Below are 15,312 nucleotides of genomic sequence, written 5' to 3' on the forward strand. Positions count from 1 at the left end.
CATGCCCCGTGCTTCAGACAAAGAAAAGCCCCGCCAGGCGAACCCGGCGGGGCTGTATCTTTCAGAGGCAGAAAGCCGATCAGGCTTCGGCTTCAGCTTCCGCCGTGGTGTCGCCGGCGTCCGACTGAGCGGCGGCCGAATTCTTGATCGCGGCGATCATGAAGTCGCGGTCGGTGATGGTCGCCGAGGCGCCTTCCGGCAGTTGGATGTCCGAGATGCGGATGTTCTCGCCGATCTCGCGGCCCTTCAGGTCGACGACCAGTTCAGCCGGGATACGGTCGGCGCGGACCAGGATCTCGACGGTGTGGCGAACCACTTCCAGCATGCCGCCCTGGCGGGTGTAGGGGGCTTCGTCAGCGTTGACGAAGGCGACCGGGATTTCGATCTTGATCTCTTCCTTGGCGCCGACGCGCATCAGGTCGAAGTGCAGCGGACGGTCGGAAACCGGATCGAACTGGATGTCCTTGGCGATGACCGGCTGGGTTTCCTTGCCGTACTTCAGGGTCACCAGGTGACCGATCAGCTTGCCGGTGTACAGCGACTTGCGGAACTCGCGCTCGTTCACGGAGATGGCCACCGGTGCCTTGTCGCCGCCGTACAGCACGCCGGGGACGGCGCCTTCGCGGCGCGCGGCGCGGGCGCCGCCGGTGCCCACGTTCTCGCGGACATCAACGTTCAGAATGATCTCAGCCATCGGGCTCGCCTTCAATACAAGTAAACGCCTGCGCAGAACCGTGTCCCGCGCGGCGGGGTCATGAACCCTTCGAATTCAAGAGCGCGGGCTATTACACGGAACACGGGGCGGACGCAACCGCCCCGGCTTCGCCCGCAGTGATATTCAGCCCTAGCCGTTAGGAGTTGCGGCGACTGCGGACTGGTTCTGCGCCTGGGCCATCGGCGTGGGCCCGCCCGCAGGCGGCACGGCCACGGTGATGGTCGGCATCGGTCCCGTGTACTGCGAGGTGCACTGGGCCAGGTCGCGAACGACGTGACGACCGGCGCAGAAAATGTCCTCATAGTTCGGCTTGGCCGCCGCCAGGCACTGGAACAGCATCAACTTCGACATGTTGAGGCAGAACTCATTGTTCGATTCGCTCGTCAGGGCGTCGGTGTTGGCCTTGGCGTCCTCGCCCGCCGCGCCGAGCGCCGCCAGGGCGGCGATGGCCAGGGAGTTGACGATGGCGGGCGTGAACGGCGCGCCGCGCTGGGCGGCGGTCAGGTTCAGGCCCGAACCGCTGTTGGCGGCGGCGAACAGGCGGGCGCTGTCCTCGGCCGAGGGCAGGCGCGGCACGGCCGACAGGGACTTGGCGCCTTCCAGACGGCCCACGCGGTCGGCGACGGGCTGGGTGGCCCAGCGACGGCGGGGATCACGGCGTTCCTGGATGGTGTAGGCGTCCGTTTCCACCGCCTCGGCGATGGCGGTCATGGTCGCTGCGTCCTGACCCATGGTGCTGGCGATCAGGCCGGCGGCGGCTTCCGCGCCGGGCAGGGTGGCGGCGTAGGCCGGGTCGGCGACGATTCGCGACACCATCTGCTGACGCTGGGCCGGGTCGGAGGCGAACTGGCGCACGCCGGCGACGTATTCAGGGGATTGCAGGGCCAGGATGGCGCCATAGGCGATCATGCCGCGCGACAACTGGCCGGCCTCGACGGCGGCGCCCTTGCGGACGGCGGCCTGAATGGATTCGGCGTCGGGGAAGCCGGCCTGGATCGACCCGACTTCGCGTACGAAGGCGACATAGACCGAGGCGGCCTCGGCCACGCTCTGGTTCAGCGCCAGTGCGGGCGGGGGCGGCGGGGGCGGCGCAGGGGGCGGCGCTTCCGGTTCAGGCGTCGAACAGCTGGCCAGGACGGCGGCGGCGGCGACAGCGGCGACGGAGAGGCCGCGGCGCAAGAAGGCCTGGGGCATCGGCGGTCTTCCCTTGTTCTAAGCGATACGCACTTGGACGGGCGTCGGAGGCGCAGAGCGCCTACCGAACTACAAGCCCTTATATCGCGGAGGGAATGGTTAGCCGAACCTTAATCGAACAGCTTTGAGACCGACTCTTCGTTGGCGATGCGCCGAATCGCCTCGCCCATCAGCGGAGCCACGGGCACGCGGCGGATCTTCGAGCAGTTCAAAACTTCGTCAGGCTGTTCGATGGAGTCGGTGATCACCAGCTCCTTCAGCGGGCCGTTGGCGACGCGGTCGACCGCCGGACCCGACAGGACGCCGTGGCTGATGTAGGCTGAAACCTCGGTTGCGCCGCGCTCGATCAGCGCCTTGGCCGCGTTCACCAGGGTGCCGCCCGAATCGACGATGTCGTCGAACAGGATGCAGCGGCGGCCTTCGACGTCGCCGATGATGTTCATGACTTCGCTCTCGCCCGCCTTGGGGCGGCGCTTGTCGACGATGGCGAGGTCCGCATTCAGGCGGCTGGCCAGAGAGCGGGCGCGCACCACGCCGCCGACGTCCGGCGAGACGATCATCAGGTCGTCGCCCTTCGGATAGTTGTCCTTGATGTCCTGGGCCAGGACGGGCGTCGCCACCAGATTATCGGTCGGGATGTCGAAGAAGCCCTGAATCTGGCCGGCGTGCAGGTCCATGGTCAGGACGCGGTCGGCGCCGGCGCGGGTGATCAGATTGGCGACCAGCTTGGCCGAGATCGGCGTGCGGCCGCCGGTTTTCCGGTCCTGTCGGGCGTAGCCGAAGTAGGGCATGACGGCCGTGATCCGCTTGGCCGAGGCGCGCACCAGCGCGTCGGTCATGATCAGCAATTCCATCAGATTGTCGTTGGCGGGATACGAGGTCGACTGGATGATGAAGACATCCTCGCCGCGCACGTTCTCCTCGACGACGGCGAACCCCTCATTGTCCGCGAAGCGCTTCACCTGAGCCTTGGTCAGCGGCATGTCCAGGTGAGCAGCGATGGCCTGGGCCAAGCTCCGGTTCGAATTGCCAGCAAGCAGCTTCATTGACCGGTCATCCTTTCGCCGTCATCGCTCCGCCAATAGTTGCGGGTGCGTTTCTGGACGCGCTCTCTAGGCGGCGAACGGTGCGGCGTCCAGCCGTGTTCCGGACGTATCTTCGATTTCGGCGGATTGGCTTGGGCGCGAGCGCTGTTATAGAGGGCACAACCTGCTACCGAGGGCGCGTGTCGCGTGTCCGCGTCCCGAAGGCATCTTGATGAGGTCGTCCTTGCTCGCTTCGAAATCTCGTTCCGGCATGATCCTGCTGACGGTCGCCGTGGCGGCACTGTCCGTCGCCGCGTGCTCGGGGACCAAGCCCCGCCAGCGTCTGGCTTATGAGGAGCGTCCGGTCGAGGCCCTGTACAACACGGGCTATCAGCGACTGCAGTCCAAGCGCTGGATGGACGCGGTGGACTACTTCCAGGAAGTCGAGCGTCAGCACCCCTATTCGGAGTGGGCCCGCCGCGCGATCCTGATGCAGATCTACGCCTATTATCAGAACAACAACTATCAGGACGCGATCGCAGCAGCTGACCGCTTCATCGCCCTGTTCCCCGGCAATCCGTCGGCGGGCTACGCCTTCTACATGAAGGCCGTCTGCAATTTCGAGCAGATCGTGGATGTGGGTCGGGATCAGGGCTATGCCGAGGCCGCCCTGGCGGGTCTGCGCGATGTGGCGCGTCGCTATCCGGACACGGCGTACGCCACTGACGCACGGGTCAAAATCGACATGGTCAATGACCAACTGGCGGGCAAGGAAATGGCTGTCGGTCGCTTCTACCAGCGCGCCAACCAGCCCCTGGGCGCATTGAATCGCTACAAGGCGGTGATCAACAATGAGGCCTTCCAGCGCACCTCGCACACGCCTGAGGCTCTGTATCGTCTGGTCGAGGTCAATCTGAGCCTGGGCCTGACCGAGGAGGCGACGCGTAACGCCGCCGTCCTGGGCCACAACTATCCGGGCAGCCCCTGGTACGCCGAGGCCTTCGCCCTGCTGCGCGAGCGTGGCGAGAACCCGACAGTCCAGCCTGAGGGCAAGCGCGAATCCTGGCTGCAACGCCTGATCCCTGGCGGCGCCTGATCCGGTCGCAGGGCAGTGACGCGGCGTGATTAAGGCGCTGCGTTCCTGTTCTGTTTCCGGCTAGGATGCGGCGAAACATCGAATCAGATCGCCCATGCTGACCACCCTCTCGATCCGCGACGTCGTCCTCGTCGACGCCCTTGACCTGGAGGTCGAGGACGGTCTGACCGTGCTGACCGGCGAGACGGGGGCGGGCAAGTCCATCATCCTCGACGCGCTGGGCCTGGCGCTGGGTGCGCGCTCAGACGCGGGGCTGGTGCGCAACGGGGCCAAGCAGGCGTCGGCCACGGCCGTTTTCACGGCGCCGGATGATGAGGCTCTGATCGCCTTGCTGTCCGAACGCGGGTTCGAGGTCGCGCCGGGCGAGGAGCTGATCCTGCGCCGGGTGGTCTCGGCCGACGGCCGCAGCCGCGCCTATGTCAACGACCAGCCCGCCGGGGTGACGGCCCTGCGCGAGATCGGCGCCCTGCTGGTCGAGGTGCACGGCCAGCATGAAACCGTCGGCCTGCTGGACTGGAAGACGCACCGGGCGCTGCTGGACAACTACGGCGGACTGCAACCGCAACTGGCGGGCGTGGCCGGGGCGGCCGAGCGTCTGAAAGCGGCGCAGGCCCATCTGGATGATCTGGTGGCGTCGGCCGCCGAGGCGGCGGCCAAGGCTGAGGAAATCGCGCAGAATCTGGCCGACCTTGACGCCCTTGATCCCAAGCCGGACGAAGAGACGGAACTGGCGGGCGAACGCGCCATCCTCGGCGCGGCGGAGAAGGCGGTGGCCGATCTGGCCGATGCGCGCAATCTGCTGGGCGGGGACAAGCTGAGCCAGCGTCTGGCCTCGGCACTGCGCGCGGTCGAACACGCGCGCCAGCGGGCGGTGCAGGCGGGCGCTGAGGGCGACAACCCCATCATCGTCAAACTGGCCTCGGCCGCCGAGGCGGTGGACCGCGCGCTTGTCGAGGCGACCGAAGCCGTGGCCTGTGTCGACGCTGCGGCGGACGCCTTCGACTTCGAGCCGGGCCGTCTGGACAAGGCGGAGGAGCGGCTGTTCGCCCTGCGCGCCGCCGCCCGCAAGCTGAACACCACGGTTGAGGCCCTGCCGGCGCTGCGCGTGCGTCTGCGCGAGCAGCTTCGCCTGATCGAGGACGGCGAGGAAGCCCTGACCAAGGCCCGTCGCGACGTCGCCGTGGCGATGGAGGCCTATGACGTGGCCGCCCTGCTGCTGACCTCGGCGCGCGAGGCGGCGGGGGACCGGCTGGTCGCCGCCGTCATGGACGAGCTTGGCCCGTTGAAGCTGGAGCGCGCCCGCTTCCGCGTGACGCTGGAGCCGATCGAAGGGCGTCGCGGCCCGCTGGGCGTCGAGACGGTGCGTTTCGAGGTGGCGACCAACGTGGGGACCGCTTTCGGCCCGCTGGACACGGTGGCGTCGGGCGGCGAGCTGGCGCGTTTCGCGCTGGCGATGAAGGCGGCGCTGGCCAGCCGCGAGGACCAGCGCCAGCCGGTCATGATCTTCGACGAGGTGGATCAGGGCGTCGGCGGCGCCGTGGCCGAGGCCGTCGGCGGGCGCCTGCAACGCCTGTCGCGCGGGGCGCAGGTGCTGGTCGTGACCCACAGCCCGCAGGTCGCCGCGCGCGGGCACGCCCACTGGAAGGTTCGTAAGGCGGACGTGGAGGGTCATACCCGCACCTCCATCGACGTGCTGGAGCAAGGCCCGCGTCAAGAAGAGATCGCGCGGATGCTGTCGGGCGCCGAGATCACCGATGAAGCGCGCGCGGCGGCGCGGGTGCTGATCGGCTGACCTCTTCCTTCTCCCCTTGAGGGGAGAAGGAAGACTTAGACCCCCAGGATCCAGCCTTCTTCACCCTCGACCTGGGCGATCAGGGCCTCGTCTGCGCTGGCTGGCGGGGCGAAGGCTTTCTGCAGGTCGCCGGCGTCGTCCATGCGGGCGAAGGCTTCGGCGGCGGCGCGGACCTGGGCCTGGGTCTTGTATTCCTTGACGCCCTCGGCGTTCACGCCGCGCTTGGCCTCGAACATCAGGGGCCAGACTTCGACGACGACGGCCGACAGGGGCTCGATATCTGCCTCGGTCAGTTCGCGCCAGCCGGTGCCGAAGGGCCAGACGGCGGCCGAGGCGCCCAGCGTATCCAGCAGGCGGCGCAGCATGGGCACGCCGACCAGGGTCAGACCGCCGATCGCGCCCGCGCCGTGCATCTGCCAGACGCTCTTGGGCGGCAGCTTGTCCTTGCGCGCGGCCAGTTCGGTGGCGCGGAACTCGGGGATGTCGGCGCCGGCGCCTTCGGGCGGCTTGGTCGTGGTCAGCCAGCGTTGAGCCTGGCTGGCGGGCGCGCCCCAGAAGGGCCAGGGCTCGTCCGTCATCAGGCGGTTCATCTTGGCCGCGACCTGATAGCGGTTGTTCGAATTGTCGGCCTTGTCGACGATGTTGGCGGCCAGGAACTTGCCCATGGCGTCCCACGGGCGGCCGTCCAGCTTCAGCCGCGCCGCCGTTCCGGCCGGGAAGCCGAAATCGAAGTCGAAGCCCACCAGCACGCGATCGCCGCGCTTGCGGTGTTCGGCCAGCAGGTCGCCGATCAGCTTCTCGCCCTCGGCGCGCGTGGCGACGTTATGCGTCTCGGCATAGAGGCGGAAGCGCACGTCGCGTTTGGCGACGCCGATCCACAGGGTCTGCTCGCCTAGCTTCTTGCCTTCGGCGGCGGTCCAGTTGGCGATGATGTAGGCGTCGAAAAGGCGGGCCACGGGGGCTCCTGAAGAAAGAAGCGAAGAACAGGAACGGGGGCTTCTAGCCGCCCTGACTCAAGCCGTGAAGGGCGATCAGCGTTGCATCAGGGCTTCGACGTGCGACAACCAGCGGCGCCCCAGCCGCAGACCCTCGCCGGGAGAGCGGGTTCCGGTCGCCGTCTCGGCCTCGGAGGCGGGGGCGGTGCGCGATCCGCTCCATAGGGCCAGCTCGAACTCGGCGTTGTGCGGGTCGGTGAAGATCAACCGCATCACGACCAGTTCGGCGTCGGGCGCGTCGAGGTCAATTTCCTTGCGGTGCTGGCCGCGCAGGACACGGGCGACCACATGGCCGTCGACGATGATCTCGGCGCCCAGCACTTCCTCGAAGGCGTATACCAGCCCCATCGCGCCGCGATTCCACAGGACCGCCAGCTGACCGCCATCAAGGTCCAGTCCGGCGGCGCGGCCTTCATGGGCGGACAGGGCCAGGGTGTCGGCCGGAGCGCCCAGCGCCTTCTTCATCGCCCGCCGCAGTCGCCGCTCGGACTCCATCCACCAGGAAAACAGCAGGACGCCGGTGGTCAGGAAGGCGGCGATCAGGGCGATCAGCAGAATGGCCCTGAACGTCTCGCCCATGGATCAGGCCTCCAGGTCCAGATCGACCACGACGGGAACGTGATCGCTGGGCTTTTCCATGTCGCGGGCCTCGCGGTGCGTCTCGATGGCGCGGAAGCGATCGGCGGCCTGGGGCGACAGCAGGGCGAAGTCGATGCGGATGCCGTGGTTTCGCTGCCAGGCGCCTGCCTGATAGTCCCAGAAGGTGAAGGTTCCGGCGGGCTCGCGGCCCAGTTCGTGGGAATCGGCCAGACCCAGCCATTTCAGCGCACGGAAGGCCTCGCGGCTTTCCGGCTGGAACAGGGCGTCTTCGGTCCAGGCGGCGGGGTTCTTGGCGTCCTCGGCCTCGGGGATGACGTTGTAGTCGCCGCACAGGGCCAGCGGCTCTTCCAGCGCCAGCAGCTCGCGTGCGTGGTTCTGCAACCGCTGGAACCACGCCAGCTTATAGGCGAATTTCTCGGTCCCCAGCGGATTGCCGTTGGGCAGGTAGATGGAGGCCACGCGGATCGGGCGGGGCGCCTCGATCAGGGCCTCCAGATAGCGAGCCTGTTCGTCTGTGTCGTCGCCGGGCAGGCCGCGCCGCACGTCCGACAGCGGGTATTTCGACAGCAGGGCGACGCCGTTGTAGCTCTTCTGGCCGTGGGTCTCGACGTTGTAGCCCAGGTCTTCGAAGGCCTCGCGCGGGAACTTCTCGTCCACGCATTTGATCTCCTGGAAGCAGGCGACGTCGGGGTTGGCGGCCTGAATCCACTCCAGCACCGTAGGCAGGCGGGCGTTGACCGAGTTGACGTTCCAGGTGGCGATGCGCATGGGACGCAAGGCTAAGGTGAGCCGCTTCGTTCGGGAAGAGGGGCGGGCAAAACAAAGACGCCGCCGGATCGCTCCGACGGCGTCTGATTTTCAGCCTGAACTGAGGATCAGCTGTTCGGCGCGGCGGCCGGAGCCGTGGTCGTCAGCTTGCAGCCGCCGCCGATCTGCGAGGCCGTGGCGCAGGGATAGATCTGTTGCACCACGTTTTCGGCGTTCAGGCGCGCAATGACGCCCTCGGCGCCGCTGCAGGCGGCTTCATAGAAGGCGCCGTTGGCGTTGCGGCCCATGTAGCGGGCTTGCGACACGTCGCACGAGGCGGCGTCCGAACCAGCGAGCAGGGCCTTTACGGTGGCGGCCTGTTCCTGCGGAGTGGTGAAGCGGCAGGTTGAGCCGGCCGAGGCCAGTTCCAGGCAGTTCGCGACTTCCCAGCCGTTGGCGCCCTTGTTGATCTGGGCGCCGTCCACGCCGACGCAGCCGATTTCATAGACGACGGCGCCGCCCGGCTTGGCGCCGATGATGCCGCCCTGGTCAACGGTGCAGGGCAGGCCGGCTTCCTTGGCGAAGGCGGTGAAGACGGCCATGGCGTTGTCATTGGCCGGCAAGGAGCACTGGGTGCCGACATCGGCGTTGGGATCGCGCGCTCGCGTTTGTTCGGCTGATGACGCCAACACCAAGCAGTCCATTGCCTGAGGCGGCGTGGAAGCAAGAATGATATAGCCAGGTCCGCTAGCGCAGGCCGCCTCGTAAATCTTTGTCTTGTCAGCCGTTTGGCCAAGCAACTTGGCCTCTGTGATTTGGCATTGCGTGCCCGTGGCTGCAAACAGCGTTTCCGCTTCAGCCTTGATTGTAGCGGGATCTACCGCTGCGGCTTCAGCTTGCGCGCGTGCGCGGGCGTCGGCCTGGGCGCGACGGTTTCCACGGACGCGGCTTGCACTGGTATCGCGCGTGCCCGCCACAGGATTGGGATCGACCGAGCTGCCCGGGGCCGCGCGTCCGCCGTGCTCAAGATTGCTGGATTGACCGAGCGAGGACTGTGCAAGCGATGTTTCCGACGCTGCCATGACGAGAACCATCGCGCCCGCGGCGGCGAGAGCAAGGCGAGATTTGAACATTTTGAGACTCCGAGGCTGCCGGAATTTTGAAGCGATAAGCCTTGGGCGGAGAGCTGCGTGCGGTCAAGTCTGCGATCGTCGGCGAAAGTCGGTTGGCATGTCGTTCTTTTGGGCATACGCAGTACAGTATTCAAAGGAGACTGACTTGGCGGATGGCGTTCCAGCGGCTGAACCTGACATAAGGCGCGGACTGACCTACCCCTTTGCGGCGGTTCCCGTGACGGGTGAGGCGGTTTCGGTTGCGCCCGGCGTGCTGTGGCTGCGTCTGCCGCTGCCGATGGCCCTTGATCATATCAATCTCTACGCCATTGAGGATGACGGGGGCTGGACGGTTATCGACGCCGGGCTGGCGACGAAGGTTTCGCGGGCGGGGTGGGACCAGGCTCTGGCAGGGGCCTTCGGCGGCCGCCCGATCACGCGCGTCGTCTGCACCCATATGCACCCTGATCACATCGGTCTGGCGGGCTGGCTGTGCGAACGGTTCGACGCGCCGTTGCTGATGTCGCGCACCGAATATGTGACGGCGCGGATGTTGATCGGCGACGAAGCCCTGGGGCCGCCGGCGGGGGCCGAGGCCTTCTATCGCGCGGCGGGCTGGTCGGACGCGCAGATCACGCACTGGCGCGCCGGTTATGGCGGCTTCAGCCGCATGGTTCAGGATTTCCCGCGTGATTATCGTCGGCTGCAGGACGACGATGTTCTGAGCATCGGCGGAGACGACTGGCGCGTGGTCATCGGCGAGGGACACAGTCCAGAACACGTCTGTCTGTGGCGCGAGAAGGACGGCGTCTTCATCGCGGGTGATCAGATCCTGCCGCGCATTTCCTCCAACATCTCGATCTGGCCGACGGAGCCGCAGGCCGATCCGCTGGGCGACTGGCTGCGCTCGCTGGCGGCGCTGAAGGAGCGCCTGCCGGGCGATTTGCTGGTACTGCCGTCGCACGGGGAGCCGTTCCACGGCGTAACCCTGCGGCTGGAGGCGCTGATGCGCGGGCATGAGGTGGCGCTGAAACGGCTGGAGAAGACGCTGCGGACGCCGTGCCGCGCCGTGGACGTGTTCGGCGCCCTGTTCGCGCGCCCGGTCGGCGACGCCGTGCTGGGCATGGCGACCGGCGAGGCGCTGGCGCATCTAAACTATCTTGAACGCCAGGGACGGGTCCGCCGCGCGCGGGACGAGGACGGCGTCGACTGGTGGAGCCTTTTGGAGACAGGCCAATGAGCGAACATATCCGGACCCAACTGGAAGGCGGCGTCCTGACGGTCGTCTTCGACCGCGCGGACAAGAAGAACGCCATCACCCAGGCCATGTACACGGCCCTGGCCGACGCGACGGAGAAGGCGAAGGCGGACGACGCCGTGCGCGTCATCCTGTTTCGCAGCGAGGGGGATTCCTTCTCGGCGGGCAATGACATCGCCGACTTCATTTCCCTGGGTCAGACGCCGGGCGATCTGGTCGAGATGGGGGTGTTCCGTTTCCTGAAGGCCTTGGCCGACCTGGACAAGCCCGCCGTCGCGGCTGTGCGCGGCCGGGCGGTGGGCATCGGCCTGACTCTGCTGTTGCACTGCGATATGGTGGTGGTGGCCGAGGACGCCCTGCTGTCCGTGCCCTTCGTCAACCTGGCCCTGGCCCCGGAAGCCGCGTCTTCGCTGCTGCTGGGCGCCAATATCGGCCACCAGCGCGCCTTTGAACTGTTCGCCCTGGGCGAGGCGATCGACGGCAGGACGGCGCTGGCCTGGGGCCTGGCCAACCGCGCGGTTCCGGCCGATCAGGTCGAGGCGACGGCGGCGGACCTGGCGGCCAAGCTGGCGGCGCGTGCGCCCAACTCCGTCCGCAAGACCAAGGCGTTGATGCGCAACGCGGAGCTGTTGTGGACGGTGATGCAGCGCGAGGCCGAGGCCTTTGGTTCGCAGATGCGCAGCCCCGAGGCGATGGAGGCCTTCATGGCCTTCAGCCAGAAGCGGGCGCCGGACTTCTCCAAGCAGGGCTGACTTCCCGCCATTTCGCCGAAAATCGCGATTGATTCGAGGGGCGCGGGGTACTAGGGGCCGCGCATGAACGCCGCGCCTGCCTCCGCCCCTGAAAACGACCCGCAGATCGCGGGGGCGATCACGCGTGAGACGACGGCTGATGCGGCCGCTGTCGACGCCCTGGTCATCGCCGCCTTCGGTCCCGGCCGTTTCGCCAAGACGGCCGAGCGTCTGCGCGAGCGCGCGCCGCTGGCGGCGGGGTTCTGCCTGTATGAAGGCGGTCGACTGATCGGCTCGGTGCGGCTGTGGTCGATCCTGACGGGCGAGGCGCGTTCGGTCTTCCTGGGGCCCATCGCCGTGGACAAGGCCAGCCGCAGCTCCGGGCTGGGCGGCGAACTGGTGCGGGCCTGTATCGAGGAGGCGAAGGCGCTGGGGCTGGACGGCGTCCTGCTGGTCGGTGATCCGCCTTATTTCTCGCGTTTCGGATTCACGCCTGCGCCCGACGCCGTGCTGCCGGGGCCGGTGGATCAGCGGCGAGTGATGTGGCTGCCCTTCACCGCAGCGGCGCCGGTCGGAGCGGTTCGCCCCGACGCCTGAGCCGGGCGCAGCCTTCCTTTGCGAGGCGACGCATCCCATAGTTCGGATATGACGAACCCACCGACATCCTCGGGTCTGACAGGCGTGGCCGAGGCTGCGCGACAGGCGCCGGGGCGTGGCCTGCCGCCGGTGCATCTGTGGCATCCTGAGCATTGCGGCGAGATCGACATCCTGATCCGCGCCGACGGCGTGTGGATGCATGAGGGCTCGCCCATCGGTCGGGCTGAACTGGTGCGGTTGTTCTCGACGGTGCTGAGGAATGACCCGGACGGCTATCATCTGGTCACGCCGGTCGAGAAGCTGAAGATCGCGGTCGAAGACCTGCCGTTCCGCGCTGTGGCGGTGCGCGAAGAAGACGACGCCCTGGTCTTCACCACGGATCAGGGCGACGAGGCCGCCGTTGGTCCCGAACACGCCATCGTCGTCGAGACGGACGCGACGACCGGCGAGCCTGCGCCGCGTGTCCATGTGCGGGGCGACCTGTGGGCGCGGATCGCGCGGCCGGTCTTCTATGAACTGGTCGAACGGGCGCAGGAGGCGGACGGGCGCTTGGCCGTGCGGTCGGGCGGGATGACGTTTCCGCTGGGGCCGGAAGGGGCGGGCCTGTGACATGCAACAGCTTGAAGGCGCGTCTTCAGGCGCGGCTGGACCCGGTGTCCGACTGGTCGCCCGAGCGTGTGGCGGTGCGGTCCGACTATGACCTTAACCCCGATTTCAGCCGCCCGAAGGTCAAGCTGAGGCCCGCGGCGGTGCTGATCCCCATCATCGAGCGTGACGATGGTCCCAGCGTGCTGCTGACGCGCCGATCCGACAGTCTGGCCAGCCATACGGGGCAGATCGCCTTTGCGGGCGGACGGCTCGATGCAGGCGAGACGGCGCTGGACGCGGCCCTGCGCGAAGCGTGGGAGGAGATCGCGCTGGACCCCGCCGTGGTTGAACCTCTGGGGCTGGGCGATCCCTATGAGACGGGCACCGGCTTTCTGGTGACGCCGGTGGTTGGCTGGCTGACGGCGCCGCCGGTCGTCACCGCCTCGCCCGCCGAGGTGGCCGAGGTGTTCGAGGCGCCGTGGGACTTCCTGATGGACCCGGTGAACCATCGACGCGACTATTACGATCAGGAGAACGGGCCGCGCCGTTGGTTCTGGGCCATGCCCTATCGCGAGCGCTACATCTGGGGCGCGACGGCGGGTATTCTGAAGGGGCTGTTCAACCGGCTCTATGGCGAAGAGGCTGCGCCGCATCAGGCCGCCGAGGCCGATGCGACCGAGAGCGTCGAATGAGCCGTGTCCTTGAGGGCCAGGACTGGCTGACCGCGAGCGCTACCCGCGCGGTGATGGCGGCGCTGGCGGCGGCGGGCGGGGCGGACTGCGCCCGCTTCGTCGGCGGCTGCGTGCGCAACGCCGTGCTGGGCGCGCCGATCGACGACGTGGACATCGCCACCGTGCTGACGCCCGAGGCGGTGGTCAGGGCGCTGAAGGCGGCGGGCCTGAAGAGCGTGCCGACCGGCATGGAGCACGGCACGGTGACGGCCATATCGGAGCGCCAGCCGTTCGAGATCACCACCCTGCGCCGGGACATCTCGACCGACGGTCGCCGCGCCACGGTCGCCTTCACCGACGACTGGGCCGAGGATGCGGCGCGACGGGATTTCCGCCTGAACGCCCTTTATGCCGATGCGCAGGGCGTGATCCTGGACCCCACGGGCGCGGGGTATGAGGATGCTCTGGCCGGGCGGATCGTCTTCGTCGGCGAGCCGGAGCAGCGCATCCGTGAGGACTATCTGCGCATCCTGCGCTTCTATCGCTTCTTCGCCTGGTATGGACGCGGCGCGCCGGATGCGGCGGCCGTGGCGGCCTGCGCGGCCCTGGCTAAGGGCGTAGAGCAGCTGTCGGCCGAGCGGGTGTCGAAGGAGCTTCTAAAGCTGCTGGCCGCGCCCGACCCGCGCGCGGCGGTGCGGCTGATGGATCAGGCGGGCGTGCTGGGGCGGTTGGCGCCGCAGCCCGAGAGTCTGGCGCTGTTCGAGGCGATGGCCGGAATCAGCGCGAACCCGGTTCTGCGTCTGTCGGCCCTGTTGCCGGATGACGCGGAGGCCGTGCGCGCAGCGGCGCTGAAGCTGCGGCTGTCGAACGCCCAGCGGGACCGACTGGTCGAGGCGGTCGCCGAACGCATTGACCCGGAAATGAGCGAAGTCGAGGCGCGCGCCGTCCTCTGGCGCGCCGGGCGTCAGGCGGTGGAGGATCGGCTTTATCGCGCCTGGGCCAAGGGCGCGGACTCCGGAGCGGTGCGACGTCTGCTGGCGCTGGCGGCGGACTGGACGCCGCCGAAGCTGCCGGTGGGGGGCAAGGATCTGGCGCGACTGGGCCTGGCGCCGGGGCCGCAGACGGGGCGGCTGCTGAAGGCCTTTGAAGAGAGCTGGATCGCTGATGATTTCCCCGACCACGGACATGAGGCGCGGCTGAAGGCCCTTATGGCTCGGCCCGACTGAGGCGCACGATCACCGGGCGGTGGTCCGAGCCCGTCTTCTGGCCCAGCCGCCGTTCGACCAACGCCAGATCGGGCGAGCGCCAGACGTGGTCGATGGTGATGCCGAGGAAGGCGGGCAGGGCCGAAGGCCAGGTGCCCGGCCGGGCGGGAGCGGGGATCAGGCCGGTTTGGGCCTTGATCTGACGACCGATGCGGCCGCTGGAGACGGTATTGAAATCGCCCGCCACGACGACCGGGCCTTCCAGCCCGGCGCGCAGTCCGGCCAGCCGCTGCGCCTGACTGATCTGGCCATAGGGATGCTGGAAAGGCCAGGGGCGCGTCATGTGGACGGCGATCAGGCTGATCGGTCCCAGTGGCGTCTCGGCCTGGGCGACCAGGGCGGCCAGCCCCTGACCGTCGGCGTCGCGCACACGGCGTAGGGGCAGACGCGAGGCGATCACTGAGCGCGCGGCGCCGCTGGGCCGGTCCTTGCGCGGCGTGCTGACCCGGTGTGGATAGGCGGCCAGGATGGCGTCCAGTTGCGCGGCGGGGGCGTCGCCCAGTTCGATCAGCATGACGACATCGGCGTCGGCCTGTTCGATGGAGCGGGCGATGGCCGCCACGTCTTCGTTTCTCGCCCATAGATTGGCGGAATAGACGCTCAGGGTGTCCGGCTCGGCCGCGCGGCCCCGATCCGGCGTCCACTGCGGCCAGACGGCCAGAAGCAGCAGTCCCGCCACGCCTGCGCCCAGCGCCGCCATGTCCCACAGGCGAAGCAGCAGGAAGAGGCCGCACAGCACGACGGTCGCAACCAGGGCGGGCGCTGTGAACTGGGTCAGCAGGTCGGGCAGGCGGTGGCCGATGCGGCTGAGCGCCGAGACGGCGACGAGGCCGGGCGGCGCCAGCAGGACCAGGGCGGCCAGCCTCATCAGGGCCTGGGTCAGGGTCATGCAGCGACCTTTGAAGAGAGCGTGTGGGCGCTCCGGT

The 15,312-nt window shown here is 68.1% G+C and carries 16 protein-coding genes; 8 read left to right on the forward strand and 8 right to left on the reverse strand.

What is annotated here, in order from left to right; translation table 11 throughout:
• Window positions 1–79: 79 nt before the first annotated feature.
• From EGK63_RS02145 to EGK63_RS02155, 3 genes are all read right to left on the reverse strand, one after another.
• Window positions 80–694 (reverse strand): 50S ribosomal protein L25/general stress protein Ctc, encoded by a 615-nt coding sequence (locus EGK63_RS02145; protein WP_125899703.1) that lies wholly within the window; start codon window positions 692–694, stop codon window positions 80–82.
• A gap of 150 nt (window positions 695–844) precedes the next feature.
• Window positions 845–1,909, reverse strand: a complete 1,065-nt coding sequence (locus tag EGK63_RS02150; protein WP_125899704.1) for a hypothetical protein — start codon at window positions 1,907–1,909, stop codon at window positions 845–847.
• A 110-nt stretch (window positions 1,910–2,019) separates the two neighbouring features.
• A complete protein-coding gene (locus EGK63_RS02155) occupies window positions 2,020–2,955 on the reverse strand; it encodes a ribose-phosphate pyrophosphokinase (RefSeq protein WP_125899705.1) in 936 nt (311 codons plus the stop codon).
• Between the two features lie 211 nt (window positions 2,956–3,166).
• Between EGK63_RS02155 and EGK63_RS02160 the strand changes: the two genes are divergently transcribed.
• Both EGK63_RS02160 and recN read left to right on the forward strand, forming a co-directional pair.
• Window positions 3,167–4,030 carry an outer membrane protein assembly factor BamD gene (locus EGK63_RS02160; protein ID WP_125899706.1) on the forward strand — a complete coding sequence of 288 codons (864 nt, stop codon included), beginning with the start codon at window positions 3,167–3,169 and terminating at the stop codon, window positions 4,028–4,030.
• A 94-nt stretch (window positions 4,031–4,124) separates the two neighbouring features.
• A complete protein-coding gene (gene recN / locus EGK63_RS02165) occupies window positions 4,125–5,822 on the forward strand; it encodes a DNA repair protein RecN (RefSeq protein ID WP_125899707.1) in 1,698 nt (565 codons plus the stop codon).
• 35 nt (window positions 5,823–5,857) lie between these two features.
• Here the strand turns inward: recN and EGK63_RS02170 are convergent, their stop codons facing one another.
• The 4 genes from EGK63_RS02170 to EGK63_RS02185 form a co-directional block, all read right to left on the reverse strand.
• Window positions 5,858–6,778, reverse strand: a complete 921-nt coding sequence (locus EGK63_RS02170; RefSeq protein WP_125899708.1) for a cobalamin biosynthesis protein CbiG — start codon at window positions 6,776–6,778, stop codon at window positions 5,858–5,860.
• Between the two features lie 75 nt (window positions 6,779–6,853).
• Window positions 6,854–7,396: a hypothetical protein gene (locus tag EGK63_RS02175; RefSeq protein ID WP_125899709.1), complete on the reverse strand. Its 543-nt coding sequence runs from the start codon at window positions 7,394–7,396 to the stop codon at window positions 6,854–6,856.
• 3 nt (window positions 7,397–7,399) lie between these two features.
• Window positions 7,400–8,185 carry an exodeoxyribonuclease III gene (xth, locus tag EGK63_RS02180; RefSeq protein WP_125899710.1) on the reverse strand — a complete coding sequence of 262 codons (786 nt, stop codon included), beginning with the start codon at window positions 8,183–8,185 and terminating at the stop codon, window positions 7,400–7,402.
• Between the two features lie 107 nt (window positions 8,186–8,292).
• Window positions 8,293–9,297, reverse strand: coding sequence for a hypothetical protein (locus EGK63_RS02185; RefSeq protein WP_243637533.1), 1,005 nt, complete (start codon window positions 9,295–9,297; stop codon window positions 8,293–8,295).
• A 145-nt stretch (window positions 9,298–9,442) separates the two neighbouring features.
• On the opposite strand from EGK63_RS02185, the gene EGK63_RS02190 reads away from it, so the two are divergent.
• From EGK63_RS02190 to EGK63_RS02215, 6 genes are all read left to right on the forward strand, one after another.
• On the forward strand, window positions 9,443–10,516 hold the full coding sequence (locus EGK63_RS02190; RefSeq protein WP_243637534.1) for an MBL fold metallo-hydrolase: 1,074 nt from the start codon (window positions 9,443–9,445) through the stop codon (window positions 10,514–10,516).
• Entirely contained in the window at window positions 10,513–11,286 is a 774-nt protein-coding gene (locus tag EGK63_RS02195) for an enoyl-CoA hydratase (RefSeq protein ID WP_125899712.1), read from the forward strand. The genes EGK63_RS02190 and EGK63_RS02195 overlap by 4 nt, the downstream gene beginning before the upstream one ends.
• Window positions 11,287–11,349: 63 nt before the next feature.
• Window positions 11,350–11,862 carry a GNAT family N-acetyltransferase gene (locus EGK63_RS02200; protein ID WP_125899713.1) on the forward strand — a complete coding sequence of 171 codons (513 nt, stop codon included), beginning with the start codon at window positions 11,350–11,352 and terminating at the stop codon, window positions 11,860–11,862.
• Window positions 11,863–11,910: 48 nt separating this feature from the next.
• Window positions 11,911–12,471, forward strand: coding sequence for a DUF1285 domain-containing protein (locus tag EGK63_RS02205; protein ID WP_207896324.1), 561 nt, complete (start codon window positions 11,911–11,913; stop codon window positions 12,469–12,471).
• Entirely contained in the window at window positions 12,468–13,142 is a 675-nt protein-coding gene (locus tag EGK63_RS02210; RefSeq protein WP_125899714.1) for a CoA pyrophosphatase, read from the forward strand. Before EGK63_RS02205 ends, EGK63_RS02210 begins: the two co-directional genes overlap by 4 nt.
• On the forward strand, window positions 13,139–14,347 hold the full coding sequence (locus tag EGK63_RS02215) for a CCA tRNA nucleotidyltransferase (protein ID WP_125899715.1): 1,209 nt from the start codon (window positions 13,139–13,141) through the stop codon (window positions 14,345–14,347). Before EGK63_RS02210 ends, EGK63_RS02215 begins: the two co-directional genes overlap by 4 nt.
• On the opposite strand, the gene EGK63_RS02220 is transcribed toward EGK63_RS02215, so the two are convergent.
• The gene (locus EGK63_RS02220; protein ID WP_125899716.1) at window positions 14,328–15,275 is read right to left on the reverse strand and encodes an endonuclease/exonuclease/phosphatase family protein; all 948 of its coding nucleotides are present in this window, start codon (window positions 15,273–15,275) and stop codon (window positions 14,328–14,330) included. The genes EGK63_RS02215 and EGK63_RS02220 overlap by 20 nt on opposite strands.
• Window positions 15,276–15,312: the final 37 nt, after the last annotated feature.

The organism is Brevundimonas sp. 357, from assembly GCF_003938605.1.
In the GTDB taxonomy this organism is placed as follows: Bacteria; Pseudomonadota; Alphaproteobacteria; order Caulobacterales; family Caulobacteraceae; genus Brevundimonas.

Coding starts and splice junctions, on each gene's coding strand:
- xth (WP_125899710.1), bottom strand. CDS start 8,185: ATGCGCATCGCCACCTGGAACGTCAACTCGGTCAACGCCCGCCTGCCT.
- EGK63_RS02160 (WP_125899706.1), top strand. CDS start 3,167: ATGAGGTCGTCCTTGCTCGCTTCGAAATCTCGTTCCGGCATGATCCTG.
- EGK63_RS02205 (WP_207896324.1), top strand. CDS start 11,911: ATGACGAACCCACCGACATCCTCGGGTCTGACAGGCGTGGCCGAGGCT.
- EGK63_RS02145 (WP_125899703.1), bottom strand. CDS start 694: ATGGCTGAGATCATTCTGAACGTTGATGTCCGCGAGAACGTGGGCACC.
- EGK63_RS02150 (WP_125899704.1), bottom strand. CDS start 1,909: ATGCCCCAGGCCTTCTTGCGCCGCGGCCTCTCCGTCGCCGCTGTCGCC.
- EGK63_RS02195 (WP_125899712.1), top strand. CDS start 10,513: ATGAGCGAACATATCCGGACCCAACTGGAAGGCGGCGTCCTGACGGTC.
- EGK63_RS02175 (WP_125899709.1), bottom strand. CDS start 7,396: ATGGGCGAGACGTTCAGGGCCATTCTGCTGATCGCCCTGATCGCCGCC.
- EGK63_RS02155 (WP_125899705.1), bottom strand. CDS start 2,955: ATGAAGCTGCTTGCTGGCAATTCGAACCGGAGCTTGGCCCAGGCCATC.
- EGK63_RS02220 (WP_125899716.1), bottom strand. CDS start 15,275: ATGACCCTGACCCAGGCCCTGATGAGGCTGGCCGCCCTGGTCCTGCTG.
- recN (WP_125899707.1), top strand. CDS start 4,125: ATGCTGACCACCCTCTCGATCCGCGACGTCGTCCTCGTCGACGCCCTT.
- EGK63_RS02215 (WP_125899715.1), top strand. CDS start 13,139: ATGAGCCGTGTCCTTGAGGGCCAGGACTGGCTGACCGCGAGCGCTACC.
- EGK63_RS02185 (WP_243637533.1), bottom strand. CDS start 9,297: ATGTTCAAATCTCGCCTTGCTCTCGCCGCCGCGGGCGCGATGGTTCTC.
- EGK63_RS02200 (WP_125899713.1), top strand. CDS start 11,350: ATGAACGCCGCGCCTGCCTCCGCCCCTGAAAACGACCCGCAGATCGCG.